This window comes from Halopseudomonas pertucinogena (assembly GCF_014646575.1).
Taxonomy (GTDB): domain Bacteria; phylum Pseudomonadota; class Gammaproteobacteria; order Pseudomonadales; family Pseudomonadaceae; genus Halopseudomonas; species Halopseudomonas pertucinogena.
Window position 1 is genome coordinate 689,905 of the sequence record NZ_BMNN01000001.1, and the last position, 17,789, is coordinate 707,693.

Below are 17,789 nucleotides of genomic sequence, written 5' to 3' on the forward strand. Positions count from 1 at the left end.
GGATATGAAATGGGCCGGGTTATTTGCAGACGTGTCCTGATTAAAGAGCAAGGAGAAATGGAATGCTTATTCTGACTCGCAGGGTTGGTGAGACCCTGATGGTAGGTGATGAAGTAACAGTGACTGTATTGGGCGTGAAGGGGAATCAGGTGCGTATTGGCGTCAATGCCCCCAAAGAAGTGGCCGTTCACCGCGAAGAAATCTACCAGCGCATCCAGAAGGAAAAGGATGAAGCGTCAAATAGTTAATTTTCTGAATATTTTCATTGCATTAGCGCAGCGGCGCGGTTAATATTCTGCGCGTGTTACGGAGAGGTGGCCGAGAGGCCGAAGGCGCTCCCCTGCTAAGGGAGTACACCTCAAAAGGGTGTCGAGGGTTCGAATCCCTCCCTCTCCGCCACTTTTGTATTGTCTAGGTTGTTAATTGTTAAGTTCTTGAATTTAAAAGAAAAAAACAGTTGACAGAGAGTTCAAAGCCTATATAATACGCACCAACAACGCACTCGTAGCTCAGCTGGATAGAGTACTCGGCTACGAACCGAGCGGTCGGAGGTTCGAATCCTCCCGAGTGCGCCATACGAAACCCACTGCCCCGGCAGTGGGTTTTTTTATGCCTGCCATTCAGAGCCTGTTGCTGCTCTCTGGCGTGAGGTTGGCTCTTACCGTGTTAATCCAGCTTCGCTATTGCCAGTGTCGCAAACGCAGGGTTACATTGACCGGCCCGGTTATCGGCGGGGTGCGTCATGAAGCGCTGAGCTTCTACGAGAATGGGGATAGAACAAGAAATGACTTCAACAGAACTTCTGGTGGAAGGCGTCGAACTGATGCTTCTGGGGATCGGGACGGTTTTCGTCTTCCTGATCATGTTGGTGGGTTGCATCACTGCGATGTCCCGCCTGGTTACCCGCTACATTCCTGAAAAGTCAGCTGAGGTCGCCGCGCCGCGCCACATGGCCTCTGCGCCGCCGGCCGAGGTCGATCAACAGACGCTGATTGCCATAGGCGAGGCGATACGTCGGCATCGCGCGCGCCAGGCCCACTGATCCCGCTATCTGGCTACAATAACAAGGCTACATTCATGAGTGATCTGCAACCCAAGCCGCTGGGCATTACCGACGTCATTCTTCGCGATGCCCATCAATCCATTCTTGCCACCCGTATGCGACTCGACGATATGCTGCCTATCGCCGACAAGCTCGACCGCGTTGGTTTCTGGTCGGTCGAGTCCTGGGGTGGGGCGACCTTTGATGCCTGCATCCGCTATCTAGGCGAAGACCCGTGGCATCGCATCCGCGCATTGAAGAAAGCGATGCCAAACACCCGGCAACAGATGCTGCTGCGCGGACAGAACCTGCTTGGCTATCGCCATTATGCCGATGACGTCGTGGAAAAGTTTGTCGAGCGGGCAGCGGTGAATGGCGTGGACGTGTTCCGTGTGTTCGATGCCATGAATGACCCGCGTAATCTGCAGACCGCCCTCAGGGCGGTGAAGAATGTCGGTAAGCACGCGCAGGGGACTATTTCCTATACCACCAGCCCGGTTCACAACCTCGAGATGTGGATCGATCTGGCGCGGCAGATAGAGGACATGGGCGCCGACTCCCTGGCAATCAAGGATATGGCCGGCATTCTCTCGCCCTACGTCGCCTTCGAGCTGGTCAGCCGGCTCAAGCAGGTGCTGAGCATACCCATCCACATGCAATGCCATGCCACCGCAGGGCTCTCCACTGCGGCCATCCTCAAGGCAGCGGAGGCGGGGATCGACAACGTCGATACCGCCATTTCGTCCATGTCCATGACCTATGGCCATTCACCGACCGAGTCGGTGGTCGCCATGTTCCAAGGCACGCCGCGGGATACCGGGCTGGATCTGGAGCTGCTGGAGGAAGTCGCGGCGTATTTCCGTGAGGTGCGCAGGAAGTACGCCCGCTTCGAGGGGAACCTCAAGGGCGTGGATGCGCGGATTCTGGTGGCCCAGGTACCGGGCGGAATGCTCACCAACATGGAAAGCCAATTGAAAGAGCAGGGCGCCAGCGACAGGTTCGACCAGGTGTTGGAGGAGATCCCCCGGGTGCGGGAGGATCTGGGCTTCATTCCGCTGGTGACACCGACCTCTCAGATCGTGGGCACCCAGGCTGTGATCAACGTCCTCACCGGCGAGCGGTACAAATCCATCACCAAGGAAGCGGCGGGCGTGCTCCGGGGCGAGTACGGTGCTGCGCCGGCGCCCTTCAACGCGGAATTGCAGGCACGCGTCCTGGAGGGCGCCGAGCCGGTCACCTGTCGTCCGGCGGATCTGCTTGAGCCCGAGCTGGAGCGGCTGACCGCCGAGCTGCGCTCCGTTGCCGCTGAAAAAGGTTTTGCCCTGGCGGACAATGAAGTGGATGACGTACTGACATACGCGCTGTTCCCGCAGATCGGTCTGCGATTCCTCGAGCATCGCGGTGACCCGAGCGCGTTCGAGCCGGCTCCTGATGGTGTTTCCGGTACGGCTGGCGCAGTATCCGCACAGCCCGAGGTATACACCGTGGCGGTGGACGGGCGCGAGTATGTGGTGCAGGTATCCGAAGGCGGCGATGTGACGGGTATCAAACCCATCGGTAGCGCGTCGTCGACTCCTGCTGCCCCGGCGTCCGGTTCTGCCGGGGGCGAAGGCACGCCGCAGAAGGCTGCTCTTGCGGGCAATATTTTCAAGGTGTTGGTGCAGCCCGGCGAGCGGGTGGAGGAGGGCGACCTGATACTGATTCTCGAGGCCATGAAGATGGAAACGGAAATCCGTGCAATCAGCTCGGGGGTTGTCGACTCCGTCAAAGTGAAGGTGGGCGACGCGGTATCGGTCGGCGACACCCTGCTGACCATCGGCTGAGGAGAGCGTCGTGGATAAACTGACTCTGCTTTGGCAGACCACCGGCCTGTATCATATGACGGCGGGCCAGCTGCTGATGATCCTGATATGTCTGCTGTTGATATATCTTGCAATCCGCAAGGGCTTCGAGCCGCTGCTGCTCATTCCGATCGGGTTCGGCGGGCTGCTGGCCAACCTGCCGGTGGCGGGCATGGCGGCGCCGGGCGGTCTGCTGATGCTGATCTACGAGGTCGGCATACCTACCAGCGTGTTTCCCCTGTTGATCTTCATGGGGGTAGGGGCGATGACCGATTTTGGTCCCATGCTGGCCAACCCCCGTACCCTGCTGCTGGGCGCGGCTGCGCAACTGGGCATCTTTGGCACGCTGCTTGGCGCGCTGGCGCTTACTGTCTGGGGCGTCCCGGGGTTTGATTTCACCATGCGGGAAGCTGCCTCGATCGCCATCATCGGTGGAGCGGACGGGCCGACATCGATCTTCGTCACCTCCAAGCTGGCGCCGGACCTGCTCGGCCCGATCGCGGTGGCAGCGTATTCCTACATGGCTCTGGTGCCGCTCATCCAGCCACCGATCATGCGGGCGCTTACCACCGAGAAGGAACGAGCAATCGTCATGACCCAGTTGCGGCCGGTTTCGCAAGTGGAGAAGATCATATTTCCACTGGTGCTCTTGCTGCTGATTTCTCTGTTGCTTCCGGACGCCGCGCCGCTTATCGGCATGTTCTGCCTGGGTAATCTGATGCGCGAGTGCGGGGTGGTCGAGCGTCTGGCGGACACCACTCGCAATGCGCTGATCAATATAGTGACCATCGCCCTCGGCCTGGCAGTCGGGTCCAAACTGTCAGCCGACTCCTTCCTGCAGCTGAAAACCCTGGGCATTCTTGTGCTCGGTATGGTGGCGTTCTGCGTGGGGACTGCCGGTGGGGTGCTGATGGCCAAGCTGATGAACCTGTTCAGCAACCACAAGATCAACCCATTGATCGGTTCAGCCGGTGTATCCGCCGTTCCCATGGCCGCGAGGGTCTCCAACAGAGTCGGGCTGGAGTCCAACCCGCATAACTTCCTGCTGATGCACGCCATGGGGCCGAACGTGGCCGGTGTGATTGGCTCGGCAGTGGCGGCGGGGATATTGCTGACCTTCGTCAGCTGAAGGCTGTCGCGAAAAAAGCCCGCCCGGGATAACCCGGGCGGGCTTTTCAGCAGAGACCTTCTCAGATGCGGATGCGATCAGGCCTGTTCGGCAGCGAGCAAGGCAATCAGCGCGTTCTGCTGGCGACGGCTCATCTCGCGAAAACGCATCAGCAGTTCCCGCTCGGGCTGATTCAGCTCTTCCACCCGCTGCTCGCCAAGGGTCTGGCGGGAGGGGTACTCGGGAAGGCTGGGAAGGTCCAGCAGGCTGTGCTCGAGCCGCGCGATGATTTCGGAGTTCATGCTGCGGTGGTGTTGTTTGGCGACCTCCGCAATGCGGTCTCGCATGCCTTCCGGAAGACGGACGACAAACTTGTCGGCGGTTCTGCTGGTGTATTGCTGGAGTGCAGTTTTCATGGGCAACAATAATCGCTTTATCTGATGAATCGATCCCGGCCAGTTGGAATCTATGGCTTCCTGCCATCCAATCTGCCTTCTCGTTGGAGCTGCGGGGCGGGCCCCAACTCCAGAGTGATGGACAATGAATCGAGCCAATATGCTCAATTTCCAGCCGTTATTTCCGACTTTCGTCGAAAAGCGCCGGAATTACGTCTGGATTGCGACGGCTTTCCGTCGCTGGCCATTTGCAATCGAACTTTGGCACCAATTGTCAAGGTGGTCAAGTATTCTTAGAATCGGTTATTATCTGCCGCGGCAAGGTTCCCTTCGTGCGCTTGTAGCTCAGCTGGATAGAGCAACCGCCTCCTAAGCGGTAGGTCCCCGGTTCGAATCCGGGCTCGCGCACCATTTCCTTTCGATACGCCCTCGATCTTCCTCCGCGGCACTCGCCCGATTCCCGGTTTGCTGCCAGAATACGCTTCGATTCTACTTGCCGAGTAAGGAAGTGTCATGGGCTCACCATCTACCCATCGCTGGAAGTTCTTTCGTGCTGGCGGCTTCGATCAGGTACGGCTGGAAGCGCCGGAGGATCTTGCTGCGCTGCGCAATCTGGATCAGAAACTCTGGGCAGCACTTGCTTGCCCCACAGCAAATCTCGAGCTTGATCAGCGCATGCTCGCCTATATAGATGTCAATGGCGATGGGCGGATTCGAGCCCCCGAAATCCTCGACGCGGTCGACTGGACGCTGGCCCGCCTGGCTGACCCCGGCAGTCTGTTCCGGGAAGAGCCGCTGAGTCTGGCTTCGCTTCACGCCGGTGCCCAGGGGCAGCAGCTCGCTATAGCCGCGCGCCGCCTGTTGCAGGTACTGGGCCGCGGTGAGGAAGGCACCCTGACCCCGGCCGACACGGATGATCTCGCCGCGTTGTTCCCGCCGGGCGAGCCCAACGGCGACGGCCTGGTTCCGGCTGCCCTGACAACCGATGCGGAGCTGCAGCAGGCCATCGCCGACATCATCAGGTGTCTGGGCCCGCAGAAGGACCGCAGTGGTGAGCCGGCGGTCTCCGAAGCGGGTATCAACGACTTCTTCGCCCAGGCCAGGCAGGTACACGAATGGCAGCGGGACGCAGAAAAGCATGGGGTGTACTCCCTCGGCCCGGATGACGAGCAGGCCATTGCCGCGATCAGCGCGCTGCGGGACAAGATCGATGATTATTTCACCCGGGTCGAGATGGTTGCCTTCGACCCGCGGGCGGCCAGCATCATGAATGCCGATGAAGGGGAGTTGGCGCGCCTGTCGGCGATGAACCTGGCGGATCCGGGCAGCGTCGCGGAATTGCCGCTGGCCAGCCTGCAGCATGGGGAATCCCTGCCGCTGGTGGCCGGCATCAACCCGGCGTGGCGCGCGGCCATGGAGGCGCTGCGCGAACATGTTGTAAAGCCGGTGCTGGGGGATGTCGACAGCCTCAGCCGCAGCCAATGGCAGGAGTTGACCGCGCGCAGCAACGCATACTTCGCCTGGCAGGCAGCCAAGCCCGAGGTGGGTATCCTCGAGCACCTGACCGTGGAGCGTATCGCCGAGCTGGTGGAGGGAGATTATCAGGGCCGACTGCTGGCCCTCGTGGCCAGGGATATGGAGGTAGCGGAGGCGGCCGGCGGACTGGTCGATCTGGACAGGCTGCTGCGGTTGCAGCGGGGTCTGGTACCACTGCTGCGCAATTTCGTTTCCTTTCAGGATTTCTACTGCCGCAGGGACAAGGCGGTGTTCCAGGCGGGCCGCCTCTATATAGACGGGCGCAGCTGCGATCTGGTGGTCGAGGTCGGGGATGTGGATGCCCACAGCAAGGTGGCGGCCAACAGCGAGAGCTTCCTGCTGTACTGTGCCTGTACCCGTCGCGGTCAGCCGGTCCGCGAGCGCGAGTCTCTGAACATCGTCGCAGCAGTGACAGCGGGAGACGAAGGCGAGCTCATGGTCGGCCGCAATGGTCTGTTCTACGATCGCCAGGGCAACGACTGGGACGCTACCGTGGTCAAGGTGGTACAGAACGCAATCAGTGTCCGGGAAGCGTTCTGGTCGCCGTACCGCAGAGTCTCCCGCCTGGTATCCGAGCAGATCCAGAAATTCGCTGCCAGCCGGGATGATGCGCTGGTCAACAACGCGGCGGCCAGGGTAGGGGGCGCCGCAGCAGCACCGGCGGAGAGCACCGCAATGACCAGGACCTTCGACATTGCCCGGTTCGCCGGCATCTTCGCCGCGCTCGGCCTGGCGGTGGGCGTGCTGGGCGCCGCACTGGCATCGATCTTCAGGGGGCTGCTGGCGCTGCAGTGGTGGCAGTGGCCGCTGGTGATAGCGGGCGTGCTGCTGCTGATCTCGGGGCCGTCGATGCTGATGGCCTGGTTCAAGCTGCGGCGTCGCAATCTCGGCCCGATTCTGGACGCCAATGGCTGGGCGGTTAACACCCAGGCGCGCATCAACATTGCCTTCGGCACCACGCTCACCCAGCTGGCCAGGTTGCCCGACGGTTCGGACCGGGCGTTGCGCGATCCCTATGCCCCTGGCCCACGGCTGCTGCCCTGGCTGCTGGTGCTGCTGGTCGTGGTCGGAGCGGTGTTCCTCGCTGTGCGCGCCGGCTGGCTGGGTGGTGCTGCTATGCTATAGCGGGTCGCATGGAGTGGCGGCCGATCATCCAGGCCAGGCAAGGCAGAACTGCAAGGCTACCGGAGGACCCATTGCCCAGCACATTCACCTCGTTTTCTTCGCTCTATCTGTCCACCCTGCTGATGCTGGTGGGCAGCGGGCTGCTCAGCACCTACCTGGGGCTGCGCCTGTCCGCCGACAACGTCAATGCAGTATGGATCGGACTGCTGATGACCGGCTATTACGTCGGTCTGGTGATGGGAGCGACGGTCGGCCACCGGCTGATCGCCCGCGTTGGCCATATCCGCGCGTTCGTGGCCAGCGCCGGGGTGGTAACGGCATCGGTACTCTGTCACGCGCTGACGTCCAGCGTCGAGGTCTGGCTGGCGTTGCGCTGGCTGGTGGGGCTGGGAATGATGTGCCAGTACATGGTGCTGGAAAGCTGGCTCAACGAGCAGGCCGAGTCCCATCAGCGGGGACGGGTGTTCGCCGGTTACATGCTGGTGACCTTTCTCGGTCTGGGGCTCGGGCAGTTGCTGCTGACGCTGATGCCCGAACTCACCTTCAGGCACGTGGTCCTGGTAGCCATCTGCTTCTCGCTCTGTCTGGTACCGGTGGCAGTGACCCGGCGGCTGCACCCGGCTCCGCTGCACCCGGCGCCCCTTGAGGTCCGCCTGTTCATCCGGCGTATTCCCCAGGCGTTGAGCACCATTGCCGTCGCCGGGCTCATTCTGGGCGGTTTCTATGGGCTGGCCCCGGCCTATGCGGCCACCCAGGGACTGGATACGCATGCCATCGGTATCTTCATGGCGGTCACGATCGGCGCAGGGCTGTTTGCCCAGGGGCCGACCGGCTGGCTGTCCGACCGGATCGACCGCAGCCGGATGATCCAGGTGAATGCCATCCTGCTGACTACCATCGCCCTGATGATTGCGCTGACGTCCTCGCCCCTGTTGCTGATGGTGCTGACCGGGTTGTTCGGACTCATGGCTTTTACCCTGTATCCGCTGGCGGTAGCTCTGGCCAACGACCACGTTGATCAGGAGCGGCGGGTCCAGCTGGCCGCAACGCTGCTGATGACCTTCGGCCTTGGCGCCAGCGCTGGCCCCCTGTTCGGTGCGGCGCTGATGGAGCTGGCGGGCCCGGGGATGCTGTACGTGTTCATGGCCTGCAGCAGCCTGCTGCTGGTGGTGTTCGTGCGTCCCGAGCGGGTTACCGGAGAGAACCTGGTGGAAGAGGCGCCGGTCCAGTTCATGCCGGCAGCGGGCAACCTGGCCACGTCACCCCTGGCGGCAGCGATTGACCCGCGGGTGGATGAGCAGGTGGTGATCGAGCAGATGCAGGACGAGGAGCCGATCGCGGAGGAGGCGGTTGACGAGGACGACGCCGAGCATCGGCCCGGCTGAAATCAGAACAGGTCGTCGCGGGCAGCCAGTCGGCGGGCTTCGCTCTGGAGGTGAGTGACGAAGCGGTCTATCTGCCGCTGGGCGGGGGTGGCCGGCTGATGGAAGTGCACCCCCACATGGGTCTCGTCGCGCTCTTCGAAGTACTGACGGTGGCGGATCTCCACGTTGACGGGAAAGCGCTGCTCCGCATCAAGTTGCAGCTGGCTCTGCTCGTACCGCCCGCCCGGTTGCAGCGTTGCCACCAGGTTGCCGGCCATGCGCACCTTGCAGCCGGTGGCGGATATATCGAGGAGTTCGCCCGTGTGGCTGCGCGCTTCGCCGGATTGGATCAGCTCCAGGCTGGTTTCGATGCTGCGGTGAACCTGGGCGCGGAACGCGCCTCTGCGCTGGTGATAGGTCAACTGGGTGGGCAGGGAAGCGACGAACGCCGGGGCGCCGTCCTCCAGTTCCACGCGGGTACCGCTGGCGCAGTGCCAGCGCATGTGCACGCCGTCCTGCCAGCCATCGATGCGGAACGGCTCGCCCTGGTCGATCCATTTTTCGCCCACCGAGGGGATGAGCTCGTCGATGCACAGGGTGCCGGCCTGCGGGTCAATGGCCACAAGGAAGCTCTGGAAGATCTGGGTACGGCCTTCGAAGCGGATTTCCAGTGGCGTGCGGGCGTTCTGCAGGCTCTTCAGCAGCGACTGGATTTCCAGTGGCGCGGTGACTTCCCTTGGTGGCTGGGGGCCCGGCCGGTGTTCGGTTAACATTGACACGTCAGCTTCTCATCCGTAAATCCTGACTGAAACAACCGCTGAACTGCCGGGACGTCAGGCCCGACTGATCGGCCGTCCGGGTCGTGCTCGACTGGCGTTACCCTGTCGGTCATAGACATCAAGGCTGGCTTCCCCCTGGTTGCGCAGAAGGTCCAGCAGGTGGCTGTTGATATGCTGACTGTGGCGAATCAGGCGGGCATTACGCAGATTGGCGTCCCGGCACGCCTGGGCCGCATTCAGGAAGGCGGCGTGCCGGTCAGCCAGTTCGGTGTCGTTCAGGCCGGAGATGAAGTCGCCGAGGCCGAGGTCGGCGGGCCGGCCCATCTGTTTCAACTGTGCCTCGATCGCCCGCTCCGCTGCAGCGAGGGAGGCCATCAGCGGAGTCTTGGCGTCGATCAGGGCCTGCAGCGCGGCCATGTCCTGATCCAGCAGGGCCTGCTTTTCCTGGTCGAGCAGCTCGGCAAACCGCTGGCAATATTCCGTGGCGCTGGCGAACAACTCACCAAGATGCTGCATCCGTCATTCTCCGTTGATGGTTGCGCCCGCCGCCACTCAGGACTCCAGGGCGATCAGCTTGTCGGCAATGCGGCCGCTGTCCGGCTTGTAGCTGCCATCGGCGATGGCCTGCCTGATCTGTTCGACACGGGCGCTGTCCACTTCCGGCAGCTCCCGCAGGCGCTCTTCGATCGCCTGCAGCTGCTGGGCCTGGCTGCTCAGCTTCACTCCCGAGTCCGCCGCCGCTGTCTGGTTGCCGGGCTGGGGCTGGGCAGCGGGGCGCTCGGCGGCGACGTCGCGCCTGGCGGCGGTGGCATTGCTCTGCGTGCTGCGCGCGGCACCGCCGGCGCTGCTGGTGTTGAAATCTATGACCATGTTCTTGTCCTCAGCCTGAATGCTTCATCAGCATCTGTAACGACCGCCTCACTGGAAACTTTAGCCCTTCAGCGAAAAAAATCAGGCTGCGGCTGATTTTGTGACGAATCGCACAGTTTGCATGGGAACCGGATCTGCTGGCAAGTATAACCCATGCTGCAGGCTCACATGCCGACTTCCACCTGGCCCGGGCCGATGATGCGTGCCCGTACGACGCGGTCCGAGCGGGTGTTGCGCACCCGTATCTGGCTTCCGGTGCTGCCACTTTCCAGCGCTTCTCCTGGCATGCGAACGGCAACCCGGCTGTTGGCCGCGGTGATCACCACCCGGTCACCGCGCTTGACGGTCTCGTCCTGTTCCAGCTGGTTGGGGCTGATGACGCTGTCCGCCGGGATGGGGCGGCGCACCCGCATGCCGATGGCCTGTTCGGCTTCAGTCAGGTAGCCGCCGCTGAGCTGGCCGACATTGCGCTCGCGCAGGGCAAGGTCGCCGGCCCCGATGACGGCGTGGCGTGCCAGCGGTCGGCTGCTGATGACCACCTGCTGAAACAGATCCACCGTGGCCGGCACGAACAGCCGCCACTGGGCCTCGGTGCTGTCGCAGCTGACCCTTACGGTAACCCGGCCCACAGGCACCGCCGGGCTTTCCAGCTGGGCGCTTATCGAATCCTCCGGGCAAAGCGGCAGCCGCAATCGCGGGTCGAGACGGTTCACGCTGATCTCGTGGCGCGTGTGCCGGGTATTGCCTTCCAGGTGAGCGACAACCTGTTCCTCAAGATATGCGCCAGTGGTGCCGATAAGCTGATCGATAAGCGGATTGGCATGCAGACTGCCACACCCCAGCAGTACGAGGGTGGCAATCATTCTGATGGCGAATGCCGGTAACTGCATATAATCCAACCTCTTGAAATCAGGCGGCGCTGTCAATATGCCGGCGCGCCCCAAACCTTCTGATGAATCAAGCAAGCTTCATGCCGCTTGAAGATCATCGCTACGGGAGCAATCCATGGCTGGAATTATGGACTCGGTGGACCAGCGCACGCGACTGGTCGGGCAGAACCGTCTGGAGCTGCTGCTGTTCCGGCTGAACGGTCGCCAGTTGTACGGCATCAACGTATTCAAGGTGAAGGAGGTGCTGCAGTGTCCACGGCTGACCGCGATACCGCGCCTGAACCCCATGGTGCGCGGTGTCGCTCACATTCGCGGTGGTACGCTGCCGATCATCGATCTGGGCCGGGCAACCGGTGGCCGGGCGCTGGAGGATCTTTCGAGCGCCTTCGTCATCATCACCGAATACAACAATAGGGTGCAGGGGTTTCTGGTGCGGGCGGTCGAGCGCATCGTCAACCTGAACTGGAGCGACGTGCATCCGCCGCCCCGTGGCACGGGTCGGGATCACTACCTGACTGCGGTAACCCGGGTGGAAGAGCAGATGGTCGAGATCGTCGACGTGGAGAAGGTGCTGGCCGAGGTGATCGCCGTGGTTGATCCGGTTCCGCAGCGGGCCCGTGAAGGCGGACCGGTAGCCGGCCCCGGCTCGCGGCGCATACTTATCGTCGATGACTCGTCGGTGGCGCGCCGGCAGATCATCCGCTGCGTCGAGGCGCTGGGCATCGAAGTGCACGCGCTGAATGACGGGCGGCAGGCACTGGACTGGCTTCAGGCCCAGGCGGATCAGGGCGTCGACGTGCCCGGCGAACTGCTGATGATGATCTCCGACATCGAAATGCCGGAGATGGACGGCTACACTCTCACCGCAGAAGTGCGAAACGATCCGCGACTGAAGGGGCTGCATGTCATGCTGCACACCTCGCTGTCGGGAGTATTCAACCAGGCCATGGTACGCAAGGTAGGCGCGGATGACTTCCTCGCCAAATTCAGCCCCGACGAGCTGGCGGAGCGGGTGCTGGCGCGTATGCAGGGGGTGGGAACATGATGGAGCTTATGCGTGAGCTTGGCTGATCCGGATTTCAATCTGTTTCGGGACTATCTCGAGCAGACCAGCGGCATTGTGCTGGGCGACAACAAGCAGTACCTGGTATCCAGCCGTCTGGGGCGGTTGCTGGAGCAGCGGGGAATCCGCAGCCTCGGCGAGCTGGTAAGACAGGTGCAGCTGCAGCCCCGCTCGGGCCTGCGCGAGCTGGTGGTCGACGCGATGACCACCAACGAGACCCTGTGGTTCCGTGATGGCTATCCGTTCGAAGTGCTCAAGTCCCGGTTGATACCGGAGTTCCTGCGTGGCCAGCCGGGGCAGCGTCTGCGCATCTGGTCGGCGGCCTGCTCCTCGGGTCAGGAGCCCTATTCGCTGAGCATGGCGATCGATGAGTTCGAGCGCGCCAATCCCGGGCAGCTGCGCGGCGGGGCCCAGATCGTCGCCACGGAAATTTCCGCCACCATGCTCAATGCCGCCCGGGCCGCCCGCTACGATACCCTGGCGATGGCCCGGGGCCTGTCGCGGGAGCGGCGGGACCGTTATTTCGATGAGGTAGCGCCGGGACAGTGGGAGGTGCGGCAGGCTCTGCGCAACCGGGTGGAGTTCCGCCAGCTCAACCTGCTGGACAGCTACAGCATCCTCGGCAGGTTCGATATCGTTTTCTGCCGCAACGTACTTATCTATTTCTCCGCCGACGTGAAGAAGGACATCCTGCGGCGCATTCACGCCACCCTCAGGCCCGGCGGCTACCTGGTGCTCGGCGCCTCGGAGGCGCTCAATGGACTGCCCGAACTGTACAGCATGGTGCAGTGCAATCCCGGCATCATCTATCAGGCACGGTAACAGGCGGGCGGCACGCTGCCGGTTGCCGCTGCGGCTTGCCGCAGGGCGGTAAGCGCTTGCCGCTCCGCCGGTGCCCCTTTCCGTTGAACGCCGCATAACCGGCGGGTTCACCCTTCTGGCACGGCTATTGCTTCATGGTTGGCAAGGAACCACTGGCCCCTCGGGCCGTTGTGAGGATTGCCCACCATGAGTTTGAGTTTTGACCGCGCCCTGGGAGTACATGAGCAGGCCCTGGCCTTTCGGGCCGAGCGCGCCTCCGTGCTGGCGAACAATATTGCCAACGCCGACACCCCCAACTTCAAGGCCCGCGATCTGGATTTTGTCAGTGTGCTGGAGGCCCAGCAGAGCGGCGACCAGCGTTCGGTGCAGATGACCCGTACCCACGCCAACCATCTGCAGGTGGAGAGCTTGATCGACCAGGCCGCAGGGCTGCGCTATCGCACGCCGAGCCAGCCCTCGATCGACGGCAACACCGTGGAGGTGCAGGCCGAACAGGCTCGCTACACCGAGAACGCCGTTGACTTCCAGGCCAGCTTCACTTTCCTCAACAGCAAGTTCAAGGGCCTGATGACGGCCCTGCGGGGTGATTGACCATGTCCCTTGACCGAATCTTCGATATTGCCGGCTCCGGCATGAATGCCCAGTCCGTGCGGCTCAATACCACGGCCAGCAACATCGCCAACGCCGATACCGTTTCCAGCAGCATCGACCAGACCTACCGGGCGCGCCAGGCCGTGTTCGCCACCATGTTCAACGAGCAGCAGCAGGCGCTCGGTGGATCGCTGTTCGCGCCTGATGACCAGGCGGGGCAGGGCGTCAATGTGGTGGGCGTGGTGGAATCCGACGCGGAGCTGCAGGCCCGCTACGAGCCCGATCACCCCATGGCCAACGAAGAGGGCTATGTGTACTACCCCAACGTCAACGTGGTCGAGGAAATGGCCAACATGATGGCTGCCTCCCGGGCCTATCAGACCAACGTGGAAATCATGAATACCGCCAAGACCATGCTCCAGCGCGTGCTGACCCTTGGGCAATAGGAGAGCCTTGAATGAACATCAGTGTCGGTAACAGCCTGCTCGACCAGTATCAGCTGGACCAGGGCCGGTTTGCCAAGGGTGACGAGCTGGGCAAGAACGAGTTTCTCGAACTGCTGGTGGCCCAGCTGAACAACCAGGACCCGCTGGCGCCGCAGGAGAACGGTGAGTTCATTGCCCAGCTGGCGCAGTTCAGCACCGTGGAGGGCATCGAGAAGATGAACTCCAGCATCGACGCCATGGCCAGCAGCTTCCAGTCGTCCCAGGCGCTGCAGGCGTCCTCCATGGTCGGCCGCACCGTGGTATTCCCGAGCGAGCGGGCCATGGTCGACCCGGCGGCAGGTTTCTCGGGCCAGTTGGTGTTACCGCAGTCCAGCCCGGCGGTACTGGTCAACGTCTATGACGATGCCGGCAGCATGGTGGCCACGGTCAACCTCGGAGCGCAGGAAACCGGTATCCGCGACTTTGCCTGGGACGGGCTGGATGCCAGCGGCAATCCCTTGCCGGCCGGCAAATACCGCTTCGAGGCCCAGGCCAGCATCAACGGCGAGACCACTCAGCTGGCCACCCTGTTGCCGGCCAATGTGGACAGCGTCTCACTCGGGGTGGGGCATGGCGGTGAAATGGTTCTCAATCTGGCGGGCCTGGGCAGTATCGGCCTGTCGGAAGTCTTCACTATCGGTAAATAACGTCGTCCGTACAGCGAAAAGGAGTCGATCATGTCTTTCAATATTGGTCTCAGTGGTATCCGGGCGGCATCCTCCGATCTGAATATCACCGGTAACAACATCGCCAACGCCAGTACCGTTGGCTTCAAGAGTGCACGTGCCGAATTCGGCGATGTGTATGCGGCATCCATTCTCGGCACCGGGTCCAACGCCCAGGGCAGCGGGGTGGTGCTGAACAACGTGGCGCAGATCTTCACCCAGGGCAATATCAACTACACCGAAAACAGCCTGGACCTGGCGATCAACGGCAACGGCTTCTTCGTCACCAGCAACAACGGCGCCCTGAGCTACACCCGGGCCGGCTACTTCGGCACCGACCGCGAAGGCTTCATCGTCAACAACCTGGGCGGACGGCTGCAGGGTTACGGGGTGAATGCGGTGACCGGTCGCATCAACGAAGGTGTGCCGACCGACCTCCGGGTCGACACCCGCGCGGCCAACCCGAACCGCACCAGCGTGATCAACTCGACGCTGAACCTCAACTCGTCCAGTGTCAGGCCGGTTGCCGCGCAGAACACTTACGACTCCACCTATGCACAGGCCTACAGGGACCATCTGGTCGACATCGGGGCCGACCCGGATGCCCCTACCGCAGAGCAGCGGGCAGCAGCGGATGGCATTGCCGCGGCGGCGGCCCGCACCGCAGCCAATACCACAGCGGTGGCCAATTTCGATCCGTCGGACTCCTCCACCTACAACAGCTCCACCTCGGTGACGGTATACGACAGTCTTGGCAATTCCCATGTGATGTCCAAGTACTTCATCAAGACCGACGCCAACACCTGGGACATGCACGTGCTGATCGATGGCCGCAACCTGGCCGGGGTGGCTGCCACCGATCCCGAGTTCAGCAGCGAGCCGTACCAGCTGCGATTCAACGCCGCGGGCGCGCTGGTGGCGGGGCAGACCACTACCATTCCCGAATGGCGTCCGCTGGATGCCAACGGTCAGCCGGCAGGTGCCGAGCTTCAGGAGCTGACGCTGGACCTGACCGGCTCGTCCCAGTACGCCTCCGGTTTCGGTGTGACCTCGGTGGTGCAGGACGGTTACACCACCGGTGAGCTGGCGGGGCTCGAGATCGATGATCAGGGCATGCTCATTGCACGCTACACCAATGGCCAGACCAAGACCCAGGGCCAGCTGGTGCTGGCTACCTTTGCCAACCAGCAGGGGCTCAAGCCGCTGGGGGACACCGCCTGGGCCCAGTCCAGCGCATCCGGCGAGCCGGTGGTCGGTGCACCGGGCAGCGGTACCCTGGGTATGGTGCAGTCCGGCGCCCTGGAACAGTCCAACGTCGACCTGTCCGAGATGCTGATCAACCTGATCGTTGCCCAGCGCAACTACCAGGCCAACGCCAAGACCATCCAGACCGAAGATGCGGTGACCCAGACCATCATCAACCTGCGCTGATCCCGGCTGCAGCAGCGGCAATAGCGGCAACTCCGGTTGCCGCTATTGCCGCTTTTTCATTTGTGCAGACCCTCCAACCCCGCACTTCTGCGCCTTCGCCCCGGCTGCCTGGACTTGGCACGAACCCTGCTTGATCAACTGTGACTTAATTCACAATCGGCAGTTTCCCGTCGCGGAACGCCGGAGCGGAGCAGGTGAATGGACAAATCACTCTTCATTTCCATGAGCGGAGCCAGCCAGAACATGCTGGCCCAGCGTGCCCACGCCAACAACCTGGCCAACGTGGCAACCACCGGCTTCCGCCGGGATTTCGAACAAGCCCGTTCCATGCCGGTTTTCGGCGACAGTTTTCCGACGCGGGTCTACGCCATGACCGAACGGCCTGGCACCGACCTGTCCGCCGGTGCGATGCAGGAAACCGGGCGTGACCTGGATGTGGCTGTCAACGGCGAGGGCTGGATTGCCGTGCAGGCGCCCGATGGTACCGAGGCCTATACCCGCGCCGGCAGCCTGCAGATAGACCTGTTCGGCGTCCTGCGCACCAGCAGTGGCCTGCCGGTGCTGGGCAACGCCGGCCCGATTGCCATTCCGCCGGCGGACAAGGTCGAGATCGGCACCGACGGCACCATCAGTTTCCGCGCCCAGGGCGAAGCGCCAAACGTGCTGGCGGAAGTTGACCGGATCAAGCTGGTGCGGCCCGAACAGAACATGGTCAAGGGCCCGGATGGGCTGATGCGCACCGCAGATGCCCAGCCGCAGCCGGCCGACGGCGCGGTGACGCTGGCGACCGGTTTTCTTGAAGGCAGCAACGTCAATGCGGTGGAAGAGATGACCGCGATGCTGTCGCTGGCGCGGCAGTTCGAGCTGCACGTGAAGATGATGCGTACCGCCGAAGAGAACGCCCAGTCCACCAACAAGCTTTTGCAGATCAGCTAAGCGGATTCAGCAGGCGTGTCAGTCACTGATGCGCAAGGAGAAGACAGATGCACGCAGCACTTTGGGTAAGCAAGACCGGGCTGTCCGCCCAGGACACCATGCTCACCACCATTTCCAACAACCTGGCCAACGTCTCGACCACCGGCTTCAAGCGTGACCGCCCCGAGTTCGAGGATCTGCTCTATCAGATCAAGCGTCAGCCCGGCGCCCAGAGCACCCAGGACACCCAGCTGCCCTCCGGCTTGCAGCTGGGCAGCGGCGTGCGCGTGGCCGGCACCCAGAAGATCTTCACCACCGGTACCCTGCAGACCACCGAGCAGCCGCTGGACATGGCGATCAACGGCCGGGGCTTCTTCCAGATCCTGATGCCCGACGGCAACATCGGCTATACCCGGGACGGCAGCTTCCACCTGGATGCGGATGGTCGCATCGTCACCTCCAACGGCTACCCGCTGGAGCCGGGCATCAACCTGCCCGAGGACGTGCAGACCTTCACCGTGGGCGAGGACGGCACCGTCTCGATCTCGGTATTCGGCGACCCGGGCGTGCAGGAAGTGGGTGTGATCCAGACCGCCGACTTCATCAACCCGGCGGGGCTGCAGGCCATCGGTGGCAACCTGTTCCTGGAGACCGCTTCCAGCGGCGCCCCGCAGGTCGGCAACCCCGGTGAGAACGGTCTGGGTACCGTGCTGCAGAACACCCTGGAAAACTCCAACGTCAGCGTGGTCGAGGAGCTGGTGAACATGATCACCACCCAGCGTGCCTACGAAATGAACTCCAAGGTCATTTCCACCGCTGACCAGATGCTGCAGTACATCAGCCAGAACCTGTAATTGATCGGTTCCC

General features: G+C 62.5%; 19 protein-coding genes and 3 tRNA genes. 17 read left to right on the forward strand and 5 right to left on the reverse strand.

Annotated features, from left to right (window positions below; all coding sequences use genetic code 11):
- Positions 1-62: 62 nt before the first annotated feature.
- From csrA to IEW63_RS03260, 6 genes are all read left to right on the forward strand, one after another.
- On the forward strand, positions 63-248 hold the full coding sequence (gene csrA / locus IEW63_RS03235) for a carbon storage regulator CsrA (protein ID WP_188635135.1): 186 nt from the start codon (positions 63-65) through the stop codon (positions 246-248).
- A gap of 60 nt (positions 249-308) precedes the next feature.
- Positions 309-399: transfer RNA gene (locus IEW63_RS03240), tRNA-Ser, on the forward strand.
- Between the two features lie 99 nt (positions 400-498).
- A tRNA-Arg gene (locus IEW63_RS03245) sits at positions 499-575 on the forward strand.
- Positions 576-784: 209 nt separating this feature from the next.
- Positions 785-1,042, forward strand: a complete 258-nt coding sequence (locus IEW63_RS03250) for an OadG family protein (protein WP_188635136.1) — start codon at positions 785-787, stop codon at positions 1,040-1,042.
- Between the two features lie 35 nt (positions 1,043-1,077).
- The gene (oadA, locus tag IEW63_RS03255; RefSeq protein WP_188635137.1) at positions 1,078-2,865 is read left to right on the forward strand and encodes a sodium-extruding oxaloacetate decarboxylase subunit alpha; all 1,788 of its coding nucleotides are present in this window, start codon (positions 1,078-1,080) and stop codon (positions 2,863-2,865) included.
- Between the two features lie 10 nt (positions 2,866-2,875).
- On the forward strand, positions 2,876-4,012 hold the full coding sequence (locus IEW63_RS03260; protein ID WP_188635138.1) for a sodium ion-translocating decarboxylase subunit beta: 1,137 nt from the start codon (positions 2,876-2,878) through the stop codon (positions 4,010-4,012).
- A gap of 77 nt (positions 4,013-4,089) precedes the next feature.
- On the opposite strand, the gene IEW63_RS03265 is transcribed toward IEW63_RS03260, so the two are convergent.
- Positions 4,090-4,416 (reverse strand): Arc family DNA-binding protein, encoded by a 327-nt coding sequence (locus tag IEW63_RS03265; RefSeq protein ID WP_188635549.1) that lies wholly within the window; start codon positions 4,414-4,416, stop codon positions 4,090-4,092.
- Positions 4,417-4,720: 304 nt separating this feature from the next.
- On the opposite strand from IEW63_RS03265, the gene IEW63_RS03270 reads away from it, so the two are divergent.
- The 3 genes from IEW63_RS03270 to IEW63_RS03280 all read left to right on the forward strand — a co-directional run bounded on the left by IEW63_RS03270 (position 4,721) and on the right by IEW63_RS03280 (position 8,432).
- A tRNA-Arg gene (locus IEW63_RS03270) sits at positions 4,721-4,797 on the forward strand.
- A gap of 102 nt (positions 4,798-4,899) precedes the next feature.
- Positions 4,900-7,047 carry a hypothetical protein gene (locus tag IEW63_RS03275; RefSeq protein WP_188635139.1) on the forward strand — a complete coding sequence of 716 codons (2,148 nt, stop codon included), beginning with the start codon at positions 4,900-4,902 and terminating at the stop codon, positions 7,045-7,047.
- Between the two features lie 71 nt (positions 7,048-7,118).
- A complete protein-coding gene (locus tag IEW63_RS03280) occupies positions 7,119-8,432 on the forward strand; it encodes an MFS transporter (protein ID WP_188635140.1) in 1,314 nt (437 codons plus the stop codon).
- A 2-nt stretch (positions 8,433-8,434) separates the two neighbouring features.
- Here IEW63_RS03280 and IEW63_RS03285 read toward each other — a convergent pair whose 3' ends face one another.
- The 4 genes from IEW63_RS03285 to flgA all read right to left on the reverse strand — a co-directional run bounded on the left by IEW63_RS03285 (position 8,435) and on the right by flgA (position 10,950).
- Positions 8,435-9,184 carry a flagellar brake protein gene (locus IEW63_RS03285; RefSeq protein WP_188635141.1) on the reverse strand — a complete coding sequence of 250 codons (750 nt, stop codon included), beginning with the start codon at positions 9,182-9,184 and terminating at the stop codon, positions 8,435-8,437.
- Positions 9,185-9,244: 60 nt separating this feature from the next.
- Positions 9,245-9,706 carry a flagella synthesis protein FlgN gene (locus IEW63_RS03290; protein WP_188635142.1) on the reverse strand — a complete coding sequence of 154 codons (462 nt, stop codon included), beginning with the start codon at positions 9,704-9,706 and terminating at the stop codon, positions 9,245-9,247.
- Positions 9,707-9,742: 36 nt separating this feature from the next.
- Positions 9,743-10,060, reverse strand: coding sequence for a flagellar biosynthesis anti-sigma factor FlgM (gene flgM, locus IEW63_RS03295; protein WP_188635143.1), 318 nt, complete (start codon positions 10,058-10,060; stop codon positions 9,743-9,745).
- 164 nt (positions 10,061-10,224) lie between these two features.
- Positions 10,225-10,950 (reverse strand): flagellar basal body P-ring formation chaperone FlgA, encoded by a 726-nt coding sequence (gene flgA, locus IEW63_RS03300; RefSeq protein WP_229710302.1) that lies wholly within the window; start codon positions 10,948-10,950, stop codon positions 10,225-10,227.
- Positions 10,951-11,065: 115 nt separating this feature from the next.
- Here flgA and IEW63_RS03305 point away from each other — a divergent pair, with 115 nt between their 5' ends.
- The 8 genes from IEW63_RS03305 to flgG all read left to right on the forward strand — a co-directional run bounded on the left by IEW63_RS03305 (position 11,066) and on the right by flgG (position 17,776).
- Positions 11,066-11,995: a chemotaxis protein CheV gene (locus IEW63_RS03305; RefSeq protein WP_188635144.1), complete on the forward strand. Its 930-nt coding sequence runs from the start codon at positions 11,066-11,068 to the stop codon at positions 11,993-11,995.
- 12 nt (positions 11,996-12,007) lie between these two features.
- The gene (locus IEW63_RS03310; protein WP_188635145.1) at positions 12,008-12,835 is read left to right on the forward strand and encodes a CheR family methyltransferase; all 828 of its coding nucleotides are present in this window, start codon (positions 12,008-12,010) and stop codon (positions 12,833-12,835) included.
- Between the two features lie 186 nt (positions 12,836-13,021).
- On the forward strand, positions 13,022-13,426 hold the full coding sequence (gene flgB / locus IEW63_RS03315; RefSeq protein WP_188635146.1) for a flagellar basal body rod protein FlgB: 405 nt from the start codon (positions 13,022-13,024) through the stop codon (positions 13,424-13,426).
- A 2-nt stretch (positions 13,427-13,428) separates the two neighbouring features.
- A complete protein-coding gene (flgC, locus tag IEW63_RS03320) occupies positions 13,429-13,872 on the forward strand; it encodes a flagellar basal body rod protein FlgC (protein WP_188635147.1) in 444 nt (147 codons plus the stop codon).
- 11 nt (positions 13,873-13,883) lie between these two features.
- Complete coding sequence (locus IEW63_RS03325) at positions 13,884-14,558, forward strand: flagellar hook assembly protein FlgD (RefSeq protein ID WP_188635148.1); 675 nt, start codon at positions 13,884-13,886, stop codon at positions 14,556-14,558.
- Positions 14,559-14,588: 30 nt separating this feature from the next.
- The gene (locus IEW63_RS03330) at positions 14,589-16,007 is read left to right on the forward strand and encodes a flagellar hook protein FlgE (protein ID WP_188635149.1); all 1,419 of its coding nucleotides are present in this window, start codon (positions 14,589-14,591) and stop codon (positions 16,005-16,007) included.
- A gap of 198 nt (positions 16,008-16,205) precedes the next feature.
- On the forward strand, positions 16,206-16,943 hold the full coding sequence (flgF, locus tag IEW63_RS03335; RefSeq protein ID WP_188635150.1) for a flagellar basal-body rod protein FlgF: 738 nt from the start codon (positions 16,206-16,208) through the stop codon (positions 16,941-16,943).
- Positions 16,944-16,990: 47 nt separating this feature from the next.
- Entirely contained in the window at positions 16,991-17,776 is a 786-nt protein-coding gene (gene flgG, locus IEW63_RS03340; protein WP_188635151.1) for a flagellar basal-body rod protein FlgG, read from the forward strand.
- Positions 17,777-17,789: the final 13 nt, after the last annotated feature.